The sequence below is a fragment of the Desulfopila sp. IMCC35008 genome, assembly GCF_010646885.2.
In the GTDB taxonomy this organism is placed as follows: domain Bacteria; phylum Desulfobacterota; class Desulfobulbia; order Desulfobulbales; family Desulfocapsaceae; genus Desulfopila.
The window spans coordinates 2378344-2398719 of sequence record NZ_CP050700.1; the positions used below are offsets into that span (position 1 = coordinate 2378344).

At 45.5% G+C, this 20376-nt stretch carries 21 protein-coding genes; 11 read left to right on the forward strand and 10 right to left on the reverse strand.

Going from position 1 to position 20376, the window contains the following annotated elements:
* Positions 1-3 precede the first annotated feature (3 nt).
* Positions 4-861: a glycosyltransferase family A protein gene (locus GA520_RS10470; protein ID WP_163336659.1), complete on the reverse strand. Its 858-nt coding sequence runs from the start codon at positions 859-861 to the stop codon at positions 4-6.
* A gap of 131 nt (positions 862-992) precedes the next feature.
* On the opposite strand from GA520_RS10470, the gene GA520_RS10475 reads away from it, so the two are divergent.
* From GA520_RS10475 to GA520_RS10495, 5 genes are all read left to right on the forward strand, one after another.
* A complete protein-coding gene (locus GA520_RS10475) occupies positions 993-2525 on the forward strand; it encodes an Rne/Rng family ribonuclease (protein WP_163336658.1) in 1533 nt (510 codons plus the stop codon).
* A gap of 35 nt (positions 2526-2560) precedes the next feature.
* A complete protein-coding gene (locus tag GA520_RS10480; RefSeq protein ID WP_163336657.1) occupies positions 2561-3934 on the forward strand; it encodes a M23 family metallopeptidase in 1374 nt (457 codons plus the stop codon).
* A gap of 45 nt (positions 3935-3979) precedes the next feature.
* Positions 3980-5443, forward strand: coding sequence for an LptF/LptG family permease (locus tag GA520_RS10485; RefSeq protein WP_163336656.1), 1464 nt, complete (start codon positions 3980-3982; stop codon positions 5441-5443).
* A gap of 146 nt (positions 5444-5589) precedes the next feature.
* Positions 5590-7194 (forward strand): NAD(P)H-hydrate dehydratase, encoded by a 1605-nt coding sequence (locus GA520_RS10490; protein ID WP_163336655.1) that lies wholly within the window; start codon positions 5590-5592, stop codon positions 7192-7194.
* Between the two features lie 6 nt (positions 7195-7200).
* Positions 7201-7650 (forward strand): CBS domain-containing protein, encoded by a 450-nt coding sequence (locus tag GA520_RS10495; RefSeq protein ID WP_163336654.1) that lies wholly within the window; start codon positions 7201-7203, stop codon positions 7648-7650.
* Between the two features lie 24 nt (positions 7651-7674).
* On the opposite strand, the gene ung is transcribed toward GA520_RS10495, so the two are convergent.
* From ung to GA520_RS10540, 9 genes are all read right to left on the reverse strand, one after another.
* A complete protein-coding gene (ung, locus tag GA520_RS10500; RefSeq protein WP_163336653.1) occupies positions 7675-8385 on the reverse strand; it encodes a uracil-DNA glycosylase in 711 nt (236 codons plus the stop codon).
* Positions 8375-9559 (reverse strand): chemotaxis protein CheB, encoded by a 1185-nt coding sequence (locus GA520_RS10505; protein ID WP_163336652.1) that lies wholly within the window; start codon positions 9557-9559, stop codon positions 8375-8377. Before GA520_RS10505 ends, ung begins: the two co-directional genes overlap by 11 nt.
* 318 nt (positions 9560-9877) lie before the next feature.
* The gene (gene nadD, locus GA520_RS10510) at positions 9878-10522 is read right to left on the reverse strand and encodes a nicotinate (nicotinamide) nucleotide adenylyltransferase (protein ID WP_240910085.1); all 645 of its coding nucleotides are present in this window, start codon (positions 10520-10522) and stop codon (positions 9878-9880) included.
* On the reverse strand, positions 10522-11790 hold the full coding sequence (locus GA520_RS10515) for a glutamate-5-semialdehyde dehydrogenase (RefSeq protein ID WP_163336650.1): 1269 nt from the start codon (positions 11788-11790) through the stop codon (positions 10522-10524). The genes nadD and GA520_RS10515 overlap by 1 nt, the downstream gene beginning before the upstream one ends.
* 39 nt (positions 11791-11829) lie before the next feature.
* The gene (proB, locus tag GA520_RS10520; protein WP_163336649.1) at positions 11830-12990 is read right to left on the reverse strand and encodes a glutamate 5-kinase; all 1161 of its coding nucleotides are present in this window, start codon (positions 12988-12990) and stop codon (positions 11830-11832) included.
* Positions 12991-13022: 32 nt separating this feature from the next.
* Complete coding sequence (gene obgE / locus GA520_RS10525) at positions 13023-14048, reverse strand: GTPase ObgE (RefSeq protein WP_163336648.1); 1026 nt, start codon at positions 14046-14048, stop codon at positions 13023-13025.
* Between the two features lie 150 nt (positions 14049-14198).
* Positions 14199-14456 carry a 50S ribosomal protein L27 gene (gene rpmA / locus GA520_RS10530; RefSeq protein WP_163336647.1) on the reverse strand — a complete coding sequence of 86 codons (258 nt, stop codon included), beginning with the start codon at positions 14454-14456 and terminating at the stop codon, positions 14199-14201.
* A 64-nt stretch (positions 14457-14520) separates the two neighbouring features.
* Positions 14521-14832 carry a 50S ribosomal protein L21 gene (gene rplU, locus GA520_RS10535; protein ID WP_163336646.1) on the reverse strand — a complete coding sequence of 104 codons (312 nt, stop codon included), beginning with the start codon at positions 14830-14832 and terminating at the stop codon, positions 14521-14523.
* A gap of 319 nt (positions 14833-15151) precedes the next feature.
* On the reverse strand, positions 15152-15598 hold the full coding sequence (locus GA520_RS10540; RefSeq protein WP_163336645.1) for an AP2 domain-containing protein: 447 nt from the start codon (positions 15596-15598) through the stop codon (positions 15152-15154).
* 301 nt (positions 15599-15899) lie between these two features.
* Here GA520_RS10540 and GA520_RS10545 point away from each other — a divergent pair, with 301 nt between their 5' ends.
* From GA520_RS10545 to dnaB, 6 genes are all read left to right on the forward strand, one after another.
* A complete protein-coding gene (locus GA520_RS10545; protein ID WP_163336644.1) occupies positions 15900-16289 on the forward strand; it encodes a MazG nucleotide pyrophosphohydrolase domain-containing protein in 390 nt (129 codons plus the stop codon).
* A 184-nt stretch (positions 16290-16473) separates the two neighbouring features.
* The gene (gene rpsF / locus GA520_RS10550; protein ID WP_163336643.1) at positions 16474-16950 is read left to right on the forward strand and encodes a 30S ribosomal protein S6; all 477 of its coding nucleotides are present in this window, start codon (positions 16474-16476) and stop codon (positions 16948-16950) included.
* 38 nt (positions 16951-16988) lie between these two features.
* Positions 16989-17234, forward strand: a complete 246-nt coding sequence (rpsR, locus tag GA520_RS10555; protein ID WP_163336642.1) for a 30S ribosomal protein S18 — start codon at positions 16989-16991, stop codon at positions 17232-17234.
* A gap of 19 nt (positions 17235-17253) precedes the next feature.
* Positions 17254-18225, forward strand: a complete 972-nt coding sequence (locus GA520_RS10560) for a DUF2232 domain-containing protein (protein WP_163336641.1) — start codon at positions 17254-17256, stop codon at positions 18223-18225.
* Positions 18226-18291: 66 nt separating this feature from the next.
* Positions 18292-18747: a 50S ribosomal protein L9 gene (rplI, locus tag GA520_RS10565; protein WP_163336640.1), complete on the forward strand. Its 456-nt coding sequence runs from the start codon at positions 18292-18294 to the stop codon at positions 18745-18747.
* A 159-nt stretch (positions 18748-18906) separates the two neighbouring features.
* Positions 18907-20289: a replicative DNA helicase gene (gene dnaB / locus GA520_RS10570; RefSeq protein WP_163336639.1), complete on the forward strand. Its 1383-nt coding sequence runs from the start codon at positions 18907-18909 to the stop codon at positions 20287-20289.
* The last annotated feature ends 87 nt before the right edge of the window (positions 20290-20376 follow it).

Genomic DNA, 20376 nt, shown 5'->3' on the forward strand with positions numbered 1-20376 from the left:
TATCTATTTTTCCTGAAGTTGTTTGTGGATATCTGCGGCAAGACAGAGGTACTGCGCCCCCTCGTCTTTTTTGCCGTAGCGTATACAGCCATTCCCATATATTGTAGCCTTCTTTATGGCCTCCTGACAGGCTTGAATCCTCTGTTTCTTAGAAAGTGAAAAGTTTTCAAGGAGGTTCACGAGAGAGGTGATACGTAATTTGTCCATACCTACACGATATTGCCAGGATACCTGATCTTCACGCCCGCCTTCCTTTATTGTCAGCGGTTCACCCACCAGCAGAAAGGGGTAGTTGCGACTTACCCTCAGCCAGTAATCATAATCTTCGCAGCACCGCAATTCAGCAGCAAAGAGCCCTTCTTTTCTAAACAATTCAGTCTGCGCCATAACTGTCGACATTCCAACTGCGCAAAGCGACAAACAATGGTCAAAGATATCACCATGACGGGGAATATGTATCTTTTTCTGGTTGAGATGCTGCCCATTCCGTAACCACTTTTCATAAGTGTGACTTATCAGGTACTCAGGACTTTTAACCATTGCACCATACTGTTTTTCGATTTTCTTACGATGCCAGTGGTCATCAGAGTCGAGAAAGGCAATAAATGGATTGCGGGCACGAGTTATCCCTAAATTACGTGCAGAGGCAGGACCATTGTTTGGTTGCCATAAATATTGAATCTGTGGATTATCTGTTCTGTACTTTTCAACCAGTTTTTTCGTCCCATCAGTCGAACCATCGTCAATAATGAGAAGTTCGTCACATTTACAGGTCTGTACCAGAACAGAGTCAATTGCCCTTCCTAAAAACGAACTACGATTGTAGGTGGGAATAATAGTAGTGACGGGACAGGTTGTCATGATTCTGTAGTAAAATAATTGAATTTTCTTCTTTATATATGGCGACCATTCCTATAATTACTGTATACTGTTATATTCAGCAATAAACTCCTTCCCTTTAGGGAATTTGAATATTTTATATTTGCAACATCATGACAACTGAAATTCTTATCAACTACAGGAGCTATGAAGTGCGCCTGGCCCTTGTAGAAAATGGGATTCTTAGTGAATTCCATTTGCAACGTCCCACTGAGAAAGGCCTCATGGGCAATATCTACAAGGGAAAAGTGGTTCGTGTACTTCCTGGTATGCAAGCCGCTTTTGTTGACATTGGCCTGGAGCGAACCGGATTTTTATATGTCGACGATATTTATATTGAGAATTCCTCGCGTGAAGTTGAAGCGTCAGAAGAATCTCCTCCTGTACCAACCTGTCAACCTGAACAGGAACTTAATGAAAGACCGAACAGACGTGCACCACATCTCGCCATAGAGAACTTGCTGACCGAGGGCCAGCAGATTCTCGTCCAGGTCAGCAAAGACCCCATCGGTACAAAAGGGGCAAGATTGACCTGTCACATAACCCTGCCCTGCCGAAATCTCGTCTATATACCACTCACTGATCACATCGGTATTTCACGTAAGATAGAAGACGAAACCGTCCGCTCAATTTTGAAGGAAAAAATTGAGACGATCAGGCCTAAAGGTGCTGGTTTTATTGTCCGGACAGTAGCAGAAAATGCGCGCCTTTCCGAACTCGAAGCAGATATGGAGTTCCTTCTTCACTTGTGGGAGGAAATCCAGGATGCTGCCAAGAACCCTACAGTTCCCGCTTCAGTATACGAGGATCTCGATATTACCCTTCGTTCTGTAAGGGACCTGTTCACCGCCGACGTTGACCAGCTCTACATTGATAACGAGGAAGCTTTTAAAAAAATCAGCAAGTTCGTTAACACCTTTGCCCCGGAACTTCAGTCTAAACTCAATTTGTATAAACACGAAACTCCAATTTTCGAGGCACATGGGATAGAAGCTGAAATCAACAGGGCCATAGAAAAAAAGGTTTGGCTTCGATCCGGCGGATATATCATTATTGAAAGCACGGAAGCCCTGTCTGTAATCGACGTCAATACAGGCCGTTTTGTCGGTAAAAATAATCTCAGTGAAACCATTTTCAAAACCAACATGGAGGCAGCTGTAGAGATTGCCTACCAGTTAAGGCTTCGTAATATCGGTGGAATTATCATCATCGACTTCATCGACATGGAAGATGAAGAGCATCGTGAGACCTTGTTCGCAACCTTTAAAGATGCGGTCAAAAAAGACAAGAGCCGAATCAATATTCTGAAGTTATCTGAATTCGGACTGGTCCAGATGACCAGAAAGCGAAACAGCGAGAGCCTTTATCAACTTATGTGCGAACCGTGCCACTACTGTGCCGGCGAAGGAATGCTCAAATCGAGAAGGACTATATGCTATGATATCTTCAGGAAAATCCATAGAAACGCCAGAAATGCAGGTGGCAATACTGTCACTCTTCGGGTCCACCCTCGTATCGCGGACTTATTAGCCACCGAGGAAGAACTGACAATGGCCCAGCTTGAACATGAAACGGGTAAACGCATTGTCGTGGCCCCCGCCCGAGACCTTCATATGGAAAAATATGAAATAATCTGGCAAAGATAATCAACCAATTATTCACTTAATTATATCTACCGATTATGTCACTGAAAAGAAAAAGGAGAATTTCTCCCGGACGAACTTTCCTCTTTATCCTGCTTTTCCTCATTACCGGCTCGACCGTTGCCTGTTTTTTTCTATTTTTCGAAGGAAAGAAACCAACTGTCGATTTGTCTGCTTTGCCCGAGTTCCTGGCGCGCAACGATCTCCTGGTAATCAACGCTGCTGATGTCGGCAATGGTTTGAAAAAAATAGAGGTCTATGCTATCCAGGGCGGAGAAAAGAAACCACTCCTGACAGAAGAAAACCCGAGAAAAACGTATATCGGCCAGGTAGGCCCGGCAATGACCAGCAGAGAGGTGGAGTTCGATGCCTCAAAGCTCGGCTTTCTGGATGGAGAAGTAACCATCCAGGTGACAGCCACTGACTTCTCCTTCAGGGGATTTTTCTCTGGGAACAATACGACCGCTCTAAAGACACTAAAGCTCGACACCAAACCGCCAAAGGTCCGTATTCTTCACAGTGAACGATATATCGTCCCCGGTGGGGCCGGGATTGCAATTTACCAGAATTCTGACCCAGGCGGCCAGCACGGTGTTGTGATCAACGGACACTTCAATCCAGGCTATCCTGTACCAGACGGCAGGAAAAACACCTATATTACCTATTTTGCCCTGCCCTATGATGCAACAACCATTGAAGAATCCAGAATCATTGCACAAGATGTGGCCGGCAACGCGGTAACAGTACCTTTTTCCGTAACCTTAAAAAATTCTCCCCAGAAAAAAGACAGGATCAATGTCGGTGATGGTTTTCTGAACAAGAAAATTCCTGAATTCGAGCAATATTACCCTGAAATGACGGGTTCTATGCTTGAAAAGTACCTCATGGCCAACCGCGGAATCAGAAAAGACAATAACAAGAAAATTTCGGAGCTTTGTGCCAACCCCTCAGAAGACCAACTTTGGGATGGGCGGTTTATAAGGATGTCAGGTAGCTCCCGAGCTGGTTTTGCCGATCACCGCACCTACTTTTACGAAGGTAATCCAATTGATCAGCAGGTACACCTTGGTATGGATATCGCCTCAACACGTCGTGCAGATGTCAAGGCAGCCAATAGCGGCAAGGTGGTGTTTGCTGACTATCTCGGCATTTACGGCAATATGGTTTTACTTGATCATGGTCAGGGTGTATTCAGCCTCTATTCTCATCTCAGCCAGATCAATGTGGCCGTCGATGATATGGCAGCGAAAGGAGATGTCATTGGCCTTACAGGCGCCTCCGGAATGGCAGGCGGAGACCACCTGCATTTCTCCATGCTTGTTAATGGGGTTTTCGCAACCCCTAAAGAATGGTGGGATCCACATTGGATCGAAGTGACTATAACAGAGCCGCTGGTCGATTCAAAATTCTAGTCTTACCGAAGACGACAGCAATACAATCGACGACTATTGTTCTATATGAACTTGTTTTCACGCAAACCAGTACTTTTATATAGTTATCTGGCAACAGAAATGCTGGCACCCTTCTTTGCTGCATTTGTCGTTATGAATGCAGTGTTTTTTCTTGTCAAGCTAATCCCCTTTCTTAACTTTGCCCTTGAACTCAGTATCGGGTTAGGGGACTTTATACGATTATTTTGTTACATGTTTCCGAACATGTTCCTCTACACTATCCCCATGGCCTCTATGATGGGGGTCATTGTCGGATTCTCACGGCTTTCCAGCGATACTGAAATACTTGCTATCAAGGCCAGCGGGATCAGTCTCTATCATGTGATTCCACCTGTTTTCGCAATATCTGCCTGTATTGCCATATTTACAGGCTACTTTTCAATCAAGCTGATCCCGGTAAGCGAGATTGCCATGAAGCAACTCACGTACCAACTCTTAAAAGAAAAGGTGGACAAAGGTATTAAGGAGTATCAGTTCACCGAGGCCCTGGGAGACATCGTAGTCCATGTTGGCAAAATAGACGAAAAAACAGGAGTCTGGAAGAAGGTTTGGGTTTCCGACATGCGAGGTCAGGAGAATCCGACGATTACCATGGCGGCTACCGGCACCATGAAAAGCGACCTGGACCGCATGATGGTCACCATCGTCCTGCATGACGGCAGCCTTCATCGCCCTGAGGAAGAAGACGCCCAAATTGTCCAGTTTGGTAAATACACCATTAACATCCCCCTGCAACCCCCTGATACCGGAGTTAATTCCGTACATCGTGGCACGCTGACCATGGGCCAACTGCTTGAGGCTGCCGACAGATTTGGCATCGACAATAAGCGTGGTCGAGTGATGCTTATCGAATACCACGAAAGGCTGGTATTGCCTTTCGGGTGCCTTATCCTGTCCATACTGGGTCTGCCCCTGGGCCTGCAAGCAGGTCCAGGCCGGAAAGCAATCGGGGTGCCGTTTGGCCTCGCCGTATTCATCCTCTTTTATGTGCTTTTCACCATGGGCAAGATGATTGCCAAAGAAGGTGATTTCGGCCAGCTTGGTATTGCAGCTCTGCTCTGGATGCCCGATGTTTTCTTTTTGCTTATTACCCTCTACAGCGTCCAACGGGTTTTCAGTGAAAAATCACTTGCACCATCATGGTTGCGTTTTCTGTATGGCATATTCCACAAATTATTTATAGCCCCACTCTTGGCAATTCTCAACATGGGGCTTCAACTCATTCTTGTTTTTCTGCCAGGAAGAAGGAAAGTTGCAGCATATAGTGAAACCGACAGTAAGCGAGTTTGCGCAGTCAGGGCCAATGTCGGTCTTTTTCAATTCCATTTTGAACAATGCAGTGAATATCGCAGCGATCAATGCACCATTGAATTCAGCAGTGCAGATGTGGCAATTGATGCGGGATATTCCCCTTGTGACTATTGCAAAAATTTGCTTGAACAAGCTTCTTCTACTGAAAATCCCCAATAAATACCAAATTTTCCAAGCTGCTATGGTGTTTTTCCTCAAGGATGTTATACTTTTTGTATATCTGCATATCGATGTAATATGACAGTGGTTACCTATCAGGTGGGCAGCTACTGATAAATGCTACCTTTATTGCTTGAGGAGCCATAATGAAACTGCCAACATCAAAGGAAATGAGGGCACTTGATCAATGCGCGATCGAAGATTTCAATATCCCAGGTATCGTGCTGATGGAAAATGCCGGCGTAGGCACCGTGAAAATGATGGAGCAGGAGCTCGGCCCGCCGGCAGAAACCTTTACTTGTGTTTTTATCGGTCCAGGCAATAACGGAGGAGACGGGCTGGTTATCGGGCGCCACCTTCTGCAAAGAGGCAGCCACCCCATCTTCTTTTTCCTGGTAAGTCCTGATAAAATGAAAGGGGATGCCGCCCTCAACCTGTCCATAGTCCAGAAACTCCGCCTTCCATTCCATCTTATCGACACTGACACCAGAGTTGAGACCGTATCCGTTCTATACAAACAAATAGAATCAAGAGGTCTTCCATGCTATGCCATTGTCGATTCCATCTTTGGCACCGGACTTGACCGAACTGTATCAGGCAGGTTCAAAACAATTATCGACCTCATAAATAATCGTGACTTCGCACACGGCGTACCGATTATCGCCGCTGACTGCCCTTCCGGCATGGACTCAAATACCGGCAAAATCCTGGGGGCATGTGTAAAAGCCGACTTCACTGCCACATACGGATGTGCCAAGCCGGGCCACTACATACATGACAGTTCAATCTTAACAGGCCAGCTTCACCTCATCGACATCGGCATACCTCACGAGGCCGTAGAACGTGCCAGGATTGCCACAGAACTTATTAATGAGGCAACCTTCCTGAAAATGGCACGAAAGCTTACCCGCTCGATATCCTCCCATAAGGGAAGCCATGGTCACCTTGCTGTGTTTGCAGGATCTCCCGGAAAAACCGGTGCAGCTATCCTTACTGCCCGTGGTGCAATCAGAAGTGGTAGCGGCCTTGTTTCTCTGTGTTGTCCAAGGAACATTAACAGTGTACTTGAAAACAATTTGGTCGAAGCAATGACCGAAGTACTCCCAGGTTCTGAGAACTTTTTTTCCATAAACAGTATCGACCATGCTGCCGAAAGCCTTCTTGGCAAAACAGCCGCTGTCATTGGTCCGGGAATCGGAACAGGCAAAGAGACTACAGAATTCACCCTTGCCATCTACAGGCTGGCCAAAGTTCCACTTGTTGTTGATGCTGATGCAATTAATATCCTGGCCAAAAACAGGGAATCGATCACCACAACACATGGGCTGCGCATTTTCACTCCACATCCTGGAGAATTAAGCCGTCTTATTGGCTGGTCCATCCAGGAAATCCAGGACAACAGACTGGAAGCCACCCGTGAGGCATGTAATCAGCTGAACACCGGGGAGACCCACAACATTGTTTTATTAAAAGGCGCAGGAACCATAATAGCGACCCCGGATGGACAGGCTCTTATCAACACAACCGGCAATCCTGGAATGGCAACCGGCGGCATGGGGGACGTCCTAAGCGGCGTTATCGGTGCTCTGCTCTGCCAGGGACTCGAGCCACTTAAAGCCACCGCCGCAGCTGTTTACCTGCACGGGATTGCGGCAGATTCCATTTTTAGAAAAACAGGGTCAGGATACACCGCCAGTGAAGTGGCAGACGCCATACCTTCGACCCTTCATGGCCTACTCGAAGAGAGGTGAAACGATATGAAAACAGCTGATGATTTAATGTCCAGGGAAGTGATAACTGTCACCCCTGACACAAGTGTCAAGGAACTCGCAACTCTCTTGACCGATAAGAATATAAGCGGTGTTCCGGTTGTGGATACAAACGGTAAGCTTTTAGGTGTTGTAACTGAAAGTGACCTCATCGACCAAAACAAAAAGGTCCACATTCCCACAATAGTCTCCATCCTCGACTCGTTTATCTATCTGGAGAGTCCGGATAAGATGGAACAGGAGATGCGAAAAATTGCCGGCTCAACAGTAAACGATATCTACACCCCGAATGCGCGCACAGTGTCTCCAGAAACGGCCATTGATGAGCTGGCCACCATTATGAGCGAACAGAATATTCACACCCTGCCTGTGGTTGAAAATGACAAACTGGTCGGCATTATTGGTAAACGTGACATCATCAGGACCATTATAAGTTGACACCACTTGTTATCGAAGTGTGGTTTACCAACGAATAATCTCCCTGCCATGCTGGTGCAGATAGTTGTTACAGTTTACAAACACATTGGAACCGAGAAATCCTCGATGAGCCGAGAGCGGTGATGGATGGCTTGTTTTTAGAACAAGATGTTTACTCTTGTCGATAAGCGGCTCTTTCTTCTGGGCAAAAGCTCCCCAGAGCATAAAAACGATATGCTCTCTCTTTTTTGAAAGAGTCTCAATAATGTTATCTGTCAGTTGATGCCAGCCAAGTGAAGCGTGCGAGTTTGATCGTTTGGCAATAACGGTTAAACTCGCGTTTAACAGAAGAACTCCCTGTTCTGCCCAATCTGTCAAATCACTTTCCGTCCGTCCTGGCTGCCCCTTATAAATACTGTTATTAATCTCAAGAAAGATGTTTCTGAGAGAGGGAGGGATCGCAATGCCATTTTTAACTGAAAAACATAAACCATGTGCTTCCGGTCCTAATTCTCGGTCTTCGTTAATATAAGGATCCTGACCCAGGATAACGACTTTCACCTCACTGAATTTCGTTATCCTCATTGACTGAAACACCAGGTCCCGTGGCGGGTAGACCCGTTGCCCCAGAGAAGTCTCCCCATAGGCTTTCCTGATTAACTCTTTATGATACCCCTCTTTCAGCAATGGCACCTGCTCCTCCCAAAGGGAGTTATCACTTGCTGAAGTTAGAGATCCGACTGAATTACCCGTCATTTTCAGTCTCTTCCCGGGTGTTGTGGAGTTCGTTGATCTTTCTTGACAGCTCAAGTTCTCCGCTTACTGGTTCAATTCCGGTAGTTTCCAGGGCCTTTTTAACAAGTTTCTGGCAGAGACAGTCGGTTGGATCCAGGGCATAAGCGATGCCCATGTTTTTCAGTATAGTCGAGACGCCACGTAAACCGTCCATCTCCTCACCGGATAATAAAACACCAGCCGTTCGTTCCTTAAAGTTAGAAGAGATAGAGGCCATCAGTAAGTCGATTGACCCTACCTCTTTGTCGAGGTTTTTCACTTTCTTTAAAGTGTACCCAATACCTTGAGGCCGTAGACATATATAGTCAGAAGCTGCAGCAATATAACAGCACCCCCTTTCGAGACGCATACCCTCCTGAATACGTAAAACCCGTGCTGCACAGACAGCATCAAGGTATTCGGTAAAAGTATCCACCTGTCGTTCATCGCCGTAGATAACTGCGATGACTGAGCCTACAAGTTTCGAGTTCAGGCTGGGGATAATGTTAAGCAGATTCCTAAATGCTCCTTCGCCTCCACCAAGGATTGTAACAAACTGGATGTACTCGTGATAGTCCTGCACGTCACGGATATTATGAACAACAAGAGAATCACCGCATTGAGAACAGACAGCCGATGTTATGTCGACACTTGTTGGATCAACCAGGTTGCGTGAACCACACTCTTCGCAAAACAAAACCTGTTTAACGGAAGGTGGCCGATTTTGCAGGGCGACCCCTGCTTCAACAACCGGCTCTATGTGCTCAACGGTCATCCGTGAGGCGCGGACCACTTTTTTCAGGATATCTTCTCGCTGGCGCTTGGGGTCATGTTCCTGAAAAATAAAATCCTTGCACATGAAGTCAACAGCCCCATTTTTCAAGGCATCAAAGGCCCTGACGGTACCTTCACAGGTAAGACTCGAAAACATAATAGTGGGCAAGGGCCGGTGAATCATGAGATGCTGCAGGGCAGTCATGCCGTCCATAAGCGGCATCTCCATATCCATCATGATCACGTCCGGGTCAACCCTCAGCATGACATCCAAAGCCTCGATACCATTCTGGGCTTCCCCACAGATAACTGCGATATTTGAACCTTCAAACATATCACGCAGAAAACGACGGAAAACAATAGAGTCGTCAACTATCAGCACGGCAATTTCCTGGCCGCTTTTCAGTGTAGAACCGGAATGCATTCAATAAAGAGTTCAGGTATGAAATTTTAACTAAAATGTCAAAGCCAAGCACGTCTGTATTATCGGGCTACCGCTTAGACCATGTCACTGATAATATGGAACATTAATACCGGATGCAAAGTTACGTTAGAAAATTATTTTAGATTTGCCTGCCGGCCTTGGTGCATGAAGGTTTCCCCCCTTCTTAAACAGAGTATATATTTACTAAAATAATGTAAATATCACAATCAGGTAAAATTTTTAATCGCAGGGAATGACAGATGCGCACCTTGTTACTCACTTGCAGGATAAGTAGAGGTTATTTGCTTGAATATACTGCATAACCTGGTTTGGTATTCCCTCAACCTGGAACGCCCCACTCAACAACTGTTTCCTGATTGTCGAAGATGAAATGTCAGCTATAGGGGAACTGAGAAAGAAAATATCTTTTCGTCCACCAGAATGCACCCAACGCTTCGCCACCTTGCTATACGAAAGTTCATCACGAACCTTTTCAAGTAACTGTGGACATAAACCTTGCCGCATTGCGACAAGCAGAGAGACCCTTGAAAGAAGCTCCCCATATGACTTCCAACTTGTTATTTCAACGAAGGCATCTATGCCGATAATAAAGTGCAACTCTGTTGTAGTTGGCAACAATCTCTGCAGTAGGCGAACCGTATCTATGGTATACGAAGGGGTTGGCAATTCCGATTCTATAAGAGAGAGTTCAATTCCAGGGTGATCGACAAGTGCAAGCCGCACCATTTCAACCCTATGGTCAAAAGGTGTTACCGTACGTTCGCTTTTATGGGGTGGAACCACAGCAGGCACCATCAGCACGCGATCAAGACCTGCCTCGCAGATAGCGGCCTCAGCAAGTTGGGTATGCCCGATATGGACCGGATCGAACGTCCCGCCGTAAAGCCCTATCCTCGTCATCAATCCCGAATCTGCCCCATGCCGAAAACCACAAACTTACGTGTCGTGAGTTCAGTTAAGCCCATAGGGCCATAAGCGTGCAGCTTTGTGGTACTGATACCAATCTCAGTTCCAAGACCGAGCTGACCTCCATCATTAAACCTGGTCGAGGCATTTACCATGACAGCTGAAGCATCTACTTCACTTAAAAACTGCATGGCAGTGGTATAGTTTTCTGTAAGGATCGATTCAGTATGGTTGGAACCGTAGTGCTGGATGTAATCCTTAGCCTCGATTACTGAATCGACAACCTTCACTACCAAAACGAGGTCCAGGAACTCCGTTCCCCAATCATCATCGGCAGCCTGCTCTACACCTTCTGCCAGAGCGACTGTCTGCTTGCAACCCTTAACGGTAACACCGTCTTTATGTAACGCCTTCACGATAGTGGGGATAAACGTTTCGGCAATGTCCTTATGTACCAGCAACCCCTCAAGGGCATTACAAACACCAGGTCGCTGTACTTTTGAATTAATGATAATGGGTACGGCCTTCTCTAGATCTGCCTCAGAATCAACATAAATATGGCAAACTCCTTTATAATGCTTCAGGACAGGGATTCTCGATGTTTCACTTACGTAACGTATAAGCCCTTCCCCTCCCCTGGGGATCACCAGGTCAATATAATCTTCCTGCTGAAGTAAATGATTAACCGCCTCCCTGTCAGTCACCGGAATAACCTGTACACAGTCACCACTTAACTCCGACTGCAGCAACCCTTCTCTTATAATTTCTGCAAGGATGAGGTTTGAATGAATTGCCTCAGATCCACCACGAAGCAAGACACTATTGCCTGTTTTCAGACAAAGAGCAGCTGCATCTATCGTGACATTGGGTCTTGATTCATAAATCATGGAAACGACCCCTATAGGCACTCTCATCCTGCCAACACGCAAACCATTCGGTCTCAATGACATATCTTCAAAGGCACCGACAGGATCAGGCAGGTTACAGACCTCCCCGAGGCCATCTATCATCGAATCAATAACGGCATCAGAGAGCCTGAGACGATCGATCATGGCAGCTGAAAGCCCGTTCTTTTTACCTTCAACCAGATCTTTCTGGTTTTCGGCTTTGATCTCTTCCCTTTTGGCATCAAGAAGCTTACCGATTGTAAGCAGGCAGCTGTTTTTCTTTTCCGTGGATGCAGGTGCTAGAGAGGCAGAACTTTTCTTTGCAAGCCTGGCCATTTCCCTTACTTGATTTTCCAATGTGCCTGAGCCGGTCATAATCGTCCTCAAAAAGATGTTTAATATAATTCCGGAGGGTTACTGCAGAACAACAAGGTTGTCACGATGCATGACCTCATCGCTGTCTTTATATCCAAGGATATCTTCTATCCGGTCTGAGTGAACCCCTTTTATTTTTTGGATGTCGGCTGCCGAATAGTTGATAAGCCCTACCGCCAGCACCCTGCCTTCACTATTGCAGCACTCAACAGAATCACCGGCACCAAAATCACCTGAAACTGTGACGATCCCACTCGGGAGCAAGCTTTTCCCTTGTTGAGTCAGGGCTCGGCAGGCGCCATCATCAAGTCTCAAACGTCCGTGCGGTTTTACAACATTGGCGATCCAGTGTTTTCGACTTGCAAGTTTTGTTTTGGCAGGCAAAAAGAAGGTACCAATCATCTCCCCGCTGAACAACTGTTGTAATATTGCTTTTTCTTTACCAGGACCGATAAATGAACTGCCTCCACACGAAGCTACAAGCTTTGCAGCTCTGATCTTACTCTGCATTCCCCCGGTGCCAAGAGCACTCTTGACATTACCTGCCATGGCTTCAACCTCAGGGGTGATTTCTGCAACTGTATAGATTGGTTTTGCCTCTGGATTTGTTTTTGGGTTCCCATTGTATAACCCAATGACATCCGTGAGGCATATAAACAGATCTGCCTCTATCAGGTTGGATACCAGAGCACCCAGATAATCGTTGTCACCAAAGCGAAGCTCTTCAATGGAAACCGTATCATTTTCATTGATAACTGGAATAACACCAAACCTGAACAATGAATGAACGGTATTCCTGACATTTAAATACCGGTTCCTGTTGGCGAGATCCGAATGCGTCAACAATATCTGGGCAACTTTTTCACCTGCTGCCTCAAACGCCTCGTCATATGCATGCATAAGCAGCATCTGGCCAACTGAAGCCAATGCCTGTTTTTCTGGAATAGCAAGTTTTTTATCGAATGGAACCCCAAGCTTTTGCCGGCCGGCAGCAACGGCACCTGAGGTGACCAGGATCACCTCACGCCCACTGTTATGCAAAAAGGCGATCTGTTTCGCCAGATTACCAATCACCTCTTTATTCACACCGTCTTTGTCAGTGAGGACAGCGCTACCTACCTTGATGACGACCCTTCGAGCCTTATCAAAAGCTGTTTGCCGGTAAAAAAGGCCATCTTTATGATTGCATTGAATTGACATGCGATTCGTCTAATTGTAGTGTCTTTAAATCTTTATACTTCTTGATCACCATCCGTTCTTTCTGAAAGATGAAACTCCTCAAGTAGCTCCATCACTGCCTTCTTCAACGGTTCGATATTCTGTTCATTTTCACATGAAATTGCAAAAACTGTATGCCCAAGCTCTCTAAACTCAGTTTTGACCTCCTCAACCATTTCCGGGTCCACCAAATCTATTTTATTTAATACTACAAATCGCAACCGACCGGCAAGTTCCTCTTTATATGATAAAAGCTCGTTTTCAATGGTTTCAAAATTTTCCATATATTTATCATCCGAGCAGTCGACTACATGCAACAAAATTGAGGTTCTCTCTATATGCCTTAAGAACTTATGCCCAAGCCCTACACCTTCATGTGCCCCTTCAATAAGGCCAGGTATGTCAGCTATTATGCATGGTTTATGGTAGCTGTAATGCATAACGCCAAGCTGAGGCTCAAGTGTAGTGAACGGATAATCTGCAATTTTGGGGTTGGCGGCAGATAATTTTGACAACAGGGTAGATTTTCCGGCATTCGGCAACCCAAGCAGGCCAACATCGGCTATCAGCTTAAGTTCAATCCGTAACCATCGTTGCTGGCCTTCCTTGCCCTTGGTTGCAAACCTGGGAGTCCTGTTGGCACCGCTGGCAAAGTGAGGATTACCCATGCCGCCATCACCACCTTTAGCAGCAATAAAGCTGTCATTTTCCTGCGCCAAATCAGCAAGGATGTTACCACTCTCACTGTCTGTTATAATAGATCCTACAGGTACATTAATAATACAGTCTTTACCACCCGCACCATGCATATCTTTCCCTTTTCCATGAACACCGCGGTCAGCTTTGAAGTGAGACCGGAAGCGAAAATCGATCAAGGAATGGATTTTCGATGTCGCGACTATGACCACACTCCCGCCGCGCCCTCCGTCACCTCCGTCGGGGCCACCTTTGGGAACAAATTTTTCTCGCCTGAAACTGACGCATCCGTTTCCACCGTCTCCAGCTTTTACATGAAACTTTGCTTCGTCGACAAATGCCATACCTGAAATACCCTCTAGTGAATTATGTACCTTAGCCTGTGCAAAAGGGGAGTTATTGAAAACAAAAAAGCTCGGCCCTTTATGAAATAAAGGGCCGAGCTTTCTCTACTTTCCCGGCACAAATAATTGGACCGGTCTGTCTGGGATGTATCAGGCTGCGGGATAAACGGAAACTCGTTTCTTGTTTTTTCCGAAATCTTCAAATGTTACAACGCCGTCAACTTTTGCAAACAGAGTGTAGTCACGACCGCAACCAACATTGGTTCCTGGGTGAATTTTGGTCCCGAGTTGCCGAACAAGAATATTTCCAGCCTTTACGACCTGCCCACCAAAACGTTTTACGCCACGCCTCTGACCAGCACTGTCACGTCCGTTCCTTGAACTACCACCAGCTTTTTTATGTGCCATTTGTTAACTCCTTATTTGCAATTTTCTACTGCGTGTTACATGCCCTATATGGATTTGGCACAAATTACGCTTGAATTTCTTCTATCAACAGGGAGGTATAGTCCTGCCTATGTCCTTTTCTGAGGCGATACCCTTTACGTCGCTTCTTTTTGAAAATGATAACTTTCTTTGATTTGCCTTGCTCGGAGATCTTCGCGACAACTTTTGCGCCTTCCACAACTGGCTGACCAACCTTTACCTCTTCACCATCGACGACCATGAGAACATCGTCGAGATCGACAGTGTCACCGACGTTTCCAACGAGTTTTTCAACACGCAGCCTGTCGCCGCTTTCAACCTGATATTGTTTCCCGCCGGTGCGGATAATTGCGTACATTATTTCAACCTCATATTCTGGAATTTTCTTTTCGATCCACGCTTCTGCTAATTAAATTCGAAGCTGTTAATATTACCCAACTGCAAAATTCTTGTCAATATCTTTATAAGACTGGCGATATTCTTTTTCCAACCGACATTTCCTGCTCATTCATAGAGTGGCATATTCACTTCCGGATATCTGTTATATCAGAACAATACCTGCCACCAAGGAACCAGCACATCAGGTGCGCACTCCCAAGTCATTATTGGGCAAAATAAAATCCCGGTCTAAAACGACTCAAACCGGGATTTTAATAAACAACAGATTTCAAGAGATACTAAACGCTAAACTCTAAACGAGCTTTTTCCTTTTCCTGACGAATGGTACAGGCTTTCGAAAAGGCAACTTTTTTTCCGTGTTTGCGTATAGAGACAGAGGTCTTCCCCTGTTTGCCTTGATGGGTAACCCAACTCACCTCGTAACGGTTCAACTTTTCGTTCAAGCGTACACCTACAACGCCAGTGCTGGAATTGGATACTGTAACCATGTGCTTGTTGGTACGAATTTTACCCAACCTTCTTTCTGTCTTGTCTCTCCAGGAAATGGCTGAAAGAAGACTGGAGTACCGCCCCCCGCACTTTTTATCTGAAAAGAATTTTGAATGGGTCTTACCTAGGAACCTGACCCGGACATACCAACCATGTGTCCTCTTGGACTCCTGGTCGATACGTGCTATATCCTTGTGTTTTTCAAGTAATATTTTCTGTTTTCTTTCGTCTTCCATTTGCACCCTCATTTACGTAAATTTACTAAACTAATACTACACTCTCTCAATTTAGGTGAAATGCAGTGACGCGAATGACAATTTGCTGTATTCTACCGCTTTTCCACCCTTACTCGACCGTCTCACCCGGTCTTCAATGCTACACTCTCAGAAAAGCTACTTAGTTGGTCAGGGAAGGAATGTCAACTGATTTCATCACTTTTGGTTATAAATAAATGGTAAATATCTTCTACCTTCCGATTTCCTTCCGCTTCCTTCTTACCTTTGAAACAAGATAACTCTCTTTCCTAACAATACCACTATGTCATACAAAAAGGCAAATCTTGAAGATTTAGTAACAACAGTTAAGACGCTGCGTGGTCCCGACGGATGCCCATGGGACCGCAGGCAGTCAACAGAATCCATGGTTAAATACCTTGATTCGGAATATAATGAACTACTTGAGGCTATATCAAACAGGGACACTGATAACATCTGTGAGGAAATTGGAGACCTGCTCTTTACACTTGTTATGATAGCTGAAATTGAAGAGGAAAATGGAAATTTCACCTTACATACTGTGCTGCATAATATTAATAAGAAACTCATTCGTCGTCATCCCCACGTTTTTGCCGGGGTAGAAATATCATCCGAACAGGAACTGAGAGAACAGTGGGAAAAAATCAAAGCGCTTGAGAAATCTAAGAAATGAATTGACAGTATTGCCCAATATCTGTATTATTTGCGGTTCTCGGTCGCAATGCGTACCGGAAAAATACAATAAATCAGTTGGCCCGACAGTCGGGTTAACACCTCTTCGCTCTCTGCAATTATACAGTAAGCGAGGGCCATTACGGGATATTCCCGTTATTAATTAACGTCCACGAGGAGGAATCATGCGCAGGTATGAATTGATCTTCATCCTTCGTCCGAGCATTGGCGAAGAAGAGATTAATAAGGTTGTCGACTATTCGCAAACTATCATTAGCGATGAAGGTGGCAGTGTTATTGATCTGAACAAATGGGGTATGAAAAAACTCGCTTACCCAATCAAGAAAGAAATTCAGGGGTACTACGTTTTCTGTGATTATGCAGGGACCCCCGCTGCAGTCTCTGAGATTGAAAGGCGTTTTCGCATTGACGATTCTGTCCTGAAATATCTCACCATCAAAATCGCCGATAGCATCAGCGAAGAAGAAATTCAGCAGGCAATTACCGAGACCCAGGCCCGTAATGATGCTGCTGTAGCAGCTGAGGAAACTTCTGATGAAACAGCCCCCAAGGCTGATGAACCCAAAGAAGACACGGTAGAGGAATCAGTTGCTGAGAAACCGGCAACAGAAGAACCTGCTGCAGAAGAATCCGCTGAATAATACTTTTTTTATCAACGAACTATTCGGAGATTATTATCATGGCCCCAAGACCACAAAAAAGACTTTTTTCCCGCAGAAAAGTATGTCGTTTCTGTGCGGATAAAGAACTTCAGATAAACTACAAGGATGTAAAAACATTACGTAACTTCGTTACCGAAAGAGGGAAGATAATTCCTCGTCGGATTCTGGGAACCTGCGCTACGCACCAGAGACAACTCTGCGAGGCAATCAAGCAGGCACGGCATATCGCCCTGCTTCCGTATTCCGGAAATTCCCAGGGTTAACTACAGAGGCGACAACAAGGTGGAGCGGGAGGTAGAAAAACCGGCAGTCGGCAATATAGTCGGCAATATTCTGCTAATAGCTGCAGCTTCAGTGCTGCCAGGTATTGACTGGGCACTTTTTGGGTGGATACACATTTTCCTGCCTTTACTCGTGTTTTTTTTCCTTAACAAATACGGGCTTCAGGTTGGAGTTAAATACGTCCTCACGGGATGTGTGCTGGCACTTATCGTCGGGCTGCTGAGTCAAACTTTCAGTGCATTGCTGGTATCATATTCGCTCATACCGGTCGGGTACTTCCTGGCACGTTCAGCTCTTCAAAAAGATACACCTTCGATCGCAGGCTTGAAGGGAGCGGCAGCTTTTGTTATAGGCTGGTTGCTGCTCATAGGTGTAACAGGACTCATAACCGGAACGTCGCCTTACACAGAATCGATCCAGACAATAAACCTGTGGATTGATGAAATGGCAGCCCAATATCAGGAAAATCCACTGTCAAATGAGACAGGACAGATATTCCTTGAGAATGGGTTGCCCCAGATAAAGGCAGTTATTGAACTGGTACTCCCCGGTTTACTGTTAAGTAGTGCATTCTTTGTCATCATATTGACAATGGTGCTGGGAAACCGACTGGTAGCAAAACATTGTGAACGTCAGCTCTGGCCACTTTTCAGGTTGTGGCAACTTCCGGATAAACTCATCTGGGTTGTTATTGTGAGTACCGGGTTGGCTTTCGTACCATCTGATCTAATCAGGCCGATAGCTGTCAATCTTATTATTGTACTGAGTACAATTTATAGTTTTCAGGGTTTTGCCATAAGTGTATTTTTTATGAATAAGTGGAATGTACCGATTCTGTTCAGATCATTCATCTACGTCATGCTGATTTTTCAGCAGGTTGGATCGATTATACTCCTGATTATCGGGGTATTTGATACATGGGTCGATTTCAGGAAACTCTCAAACACCGACGTTGAAGCCGCTCAACCGTAATGTATATTAAAATCCATTTAATTTCATAAATGATGGATTTTTCAGGAATAAAAACAGGAGTTAATCATGGAACTCATCCTTAAAGAAACCATTTCGACTCTCGGCCAGGAAGGTGACGTCGTTACCGTAAAATCCGGTTATGGACGTAACTACCTTCTTCCCCAGGGAAAAGCCGTAATAGCGACTAAAGAGAATCTAGCTGTTCTCGAGCAGAACAAAGCAGAAATCGAGGCCCGAGTTGCAGCACAACGCAAAGAAGCAGAGAAACTTGCCAAGAAAATTGCAGGCCGTGAGATCATTATTGAACAGCTTGCCGGTGAAGACGAACGCCTTTTCGGTTCCGTTACCGCTGCAGACATCTGTGCCAAACTTGCTGAAGCGGATATTGTCATCGATAAAAAGCAAATTGTTCTTTCCGATCCGATCAAGAATCTTGGCGATGTTTCTGTGCCTGTAAAGGTTGGTTTCCAGTTGGTATCAGAAATCACGGTCAAGGTTGTACCAGTAGCAACAGAAGTATAATGGTATTGCCAAACAGGCAGGTTTAGATGTATACCTTAGACGGCTGATTGCCGGCTGTCGAAGGTCCTTTCGAAACACACCAAAAGGCACGGCCTTTCGGTGTGTTTTTTTTTTGCAAATTATTTCTTTTTAAAGCAATTATACTAATCCCGTACAGTAATGAATGAGTTTGCTTCTATATCTAATGAAGGATCCAGGATTCCTCCGCAGAACCTGGAAGCCGAACAGTCTGTGCTTGGGTCCATCCTGCTCAAGGACAAAACATTCGGTACGGTTCTTGAGTTACTTGAGGCCAAAGACTTCTACCGCAAAGCACATCAGATCATTTTCGAATCGATGATCGAGCTTTTCGATCGCAACGAACCACACGATCTGCTCACCGTCACTAATCTTTTAAAGGACTCCAACCAGCTTGACGAAGTTGGTGGAGCAGCATATCTGGCAACCCTGACTTCAATCGTCCCTGTTACTGCTAACATCAGCTCCTATGCCAAAATAGTCCGTCAGAAATCCATTCTCAGGCGATTGATCGAAGTCAATACCGATATAGCCGCACGCTGTTATGAAGAACAGGGTGATATCGACATACTTGTAGATGAGGCAGAACAGGCAATCTTCGATATTGCGGGTACCAAAAGCGACAAGAGCTTTACTCCGATCAAGCAAATTGTTCCCGGCGCATTTAAGACAGTCGAACAGCTTTTTAAAAGAAAAGAACTTATCACAGGTGTCCCTACCGGGTATCACGAACTCGACAAAATGACCGCTGGGCTACAGCCTTCCGACCTCATTATCCTCGCTGCAAGGCCCTCAATGGGTAAAACCTCTTTTGCCATGAATATTGCACAGAATGCTGCAATTGAAAGTAAAATAGGGGTTGCTGTTTTTAGCCTTGAGATGTCCAAAGAGCAGCTGGTTATGCGCCTGCTCAGTTCGGTAGGGCGTATCGATTCTCAGCGAATTCGTACCGGACGCATGCAGGACCAGGACTGGCCTAAACTTAGCCGCGCTGTTGGCAACCTGGAGAGTGCCCCTATATATATTGATGATACCCCGGCCATTTCCGTTCTTGAAATGCGGGCCAAGGTGCGTCGTCTCGCTGCACAGTATGACATAGGCCTTATCGTGGTCGACTATCTCCAGCTTATGAGGGGGCGATCCAGCACTGAAAACAGGACCCAGGAAATCAGCGAGATATCACGCTCACTTAAGGCCCTGGCCAAGGAACACAAAATCCCAGTCATCGCCCTTTCCCAGCTGAACAGAAGCCTGGAAAGCCGTACCGACAAAAGACCCATGATGTCTGACCTGCGGGAATCTGGAGCAATTGAGCAGGATGCTGATGTTATTTCCTTCATCTACAGGGATGAGGTGTACAACAAGGCAGAGGACAACCCAAACAAGGGTATTGCCGAAATCATTATCGGTAAACAGAGAAACGGTCCAACGGGTACCGTCAAATTGACATTCCTGAATTCTTTCACTATGTTTGAAAATCTCAGCACCTATGACGGTGCTGAGGATTACGGACAGTATGAATAATAGCAGGTATATACTATCGTAAACACCCTTTAGATAGATAAATAATCATTTTTACGGGCAAGATCTTGACAGTAAACCATTTGGTCA

Bases quoted from the DNA above. Each gene is read 5' to 3' on its own strand.
- GA520_RS10470 (WP_163336659.1), bottom strand. From the start codon at position 861: ATGACAACCTGTCCCGTCACTACTATTATTCCCACCTACAATCGTAGT.
- GA520_RS10475 (WP_163336658.1), top strand. From the start codon at position 993: ATGACAACTGAAATTCTTATCAACTACAGGAGCTATGAAGTGCGCCTG.
- GA520_RS10480 (WP_163336657.1), top strand. From the start codon at position 2,561: ATGTCACTGAAAAGAAAAAGGAGAATTTCTCCCGGACGAACTTTCCTC.
- GA520_RS10485 (WP_163336656.1), top strand. From the start codon at position 3,980: ATGAACTTGTTTTCACGCAAACCAGTACTTTTATATAGTTATCTGGCA.
- GA520_RS10490 (WP_163336655.1), top strand. From the start codon at position 5,590: ATGAAACTGCCAACATCAAAGGAAATGAGGGCACTTGATCAATGCGCG.
- GA520_RS10495 (WP_163336654.1), top strand. From the start codon at position 7,201: ATGAAAACAGCTGATGATTTAATGTCCAGGGAAGTGATAACTGTCACC.
- ung (WP_163336653.1), bottom strand. From the start codon at position 8,385: ATGACGGGTAATTCAGTCGGATCTCTAACTTCAGCAAGTGATAACTCC.
- nadD (WP_240910085.1), bottom strand. From the start codon at position 10,522: ATGACGAGGATAGGGCTTTACGGCGGGACGTTCGATCCGGTCCATATC.
- GA520_RS10515 (WP_163336650.1), bottom strand. From the start codon at position 11,790: ATGACCGGCTCAGGCACATTGGAAAATCAAGTAAGGGAAATGGCCAGG.
- proB (WP_163336649.1), bottom strand. From the start codon at position 12,990: ATGTCAATTCAATGCAATCATAAAGATGGCCTTTTTTACCGGCAAACA.
- obgE (WP_163336648.1), bottom strand. From the start codon at position 14,048: ATGGCATTTGTCGACGAAGCAAAGTTTCATGTAAAAGCTGGAGACGGT.
- rpmA (WP_163336647.1), bottom strand. From the start codon at position 14,456: ATGGCACATAAAAAAGCTGGTGGTAGTTCAAGGAACGGACGTGACAGT.
- rplU (WP_163336646.1), bottom strand. From the start codon at position 14,832: ATGTACGCAATTATCCGCACCGGCGGGAAACAATATCAGGTTGAAAGC.
- GA520_RS10540 (WP_163336645.1), bottom strand. From the start codon at position 15,598: ATGGAAGACGAAAGAAAACAGAAAATATTACTTGAAAAACACAAGGAT.
- GA520_RS10545 (WP_163336644.1), top strand. From the start codon at position 15,900: ATGTCATACAAAAAGGCAAATCTTGAAGATTTAGTAACAACAGTTAAG.
- rpsF (WP_163336643.1), top strand. From the start codon at position 16,474: ATGCGCAGGTATGAATTGATCTTCATCCTTCGTCCGAGCATTGGCGAA.
- rpsR (WP_163336642.1), top strand. From the start codon at position 16,989: ATGGCCCCAAGACCACAAAAAAGACTTTTTTCCCGCAGAAAAGTATGT.
- rplI (WP_163336640.1), top strand. From the start codon at position 18,292: ATGGAACTCATCCTTAAAGAAACCATTTCGACTCTCGGCCAGGAAGGT.
- dnaB (WP_163336639.1), top strand. From the start codon at position 18,907: ATGAATGAGTTTGCTTCTATATCTAATGAAGGATCCAGGATTCCTCCG.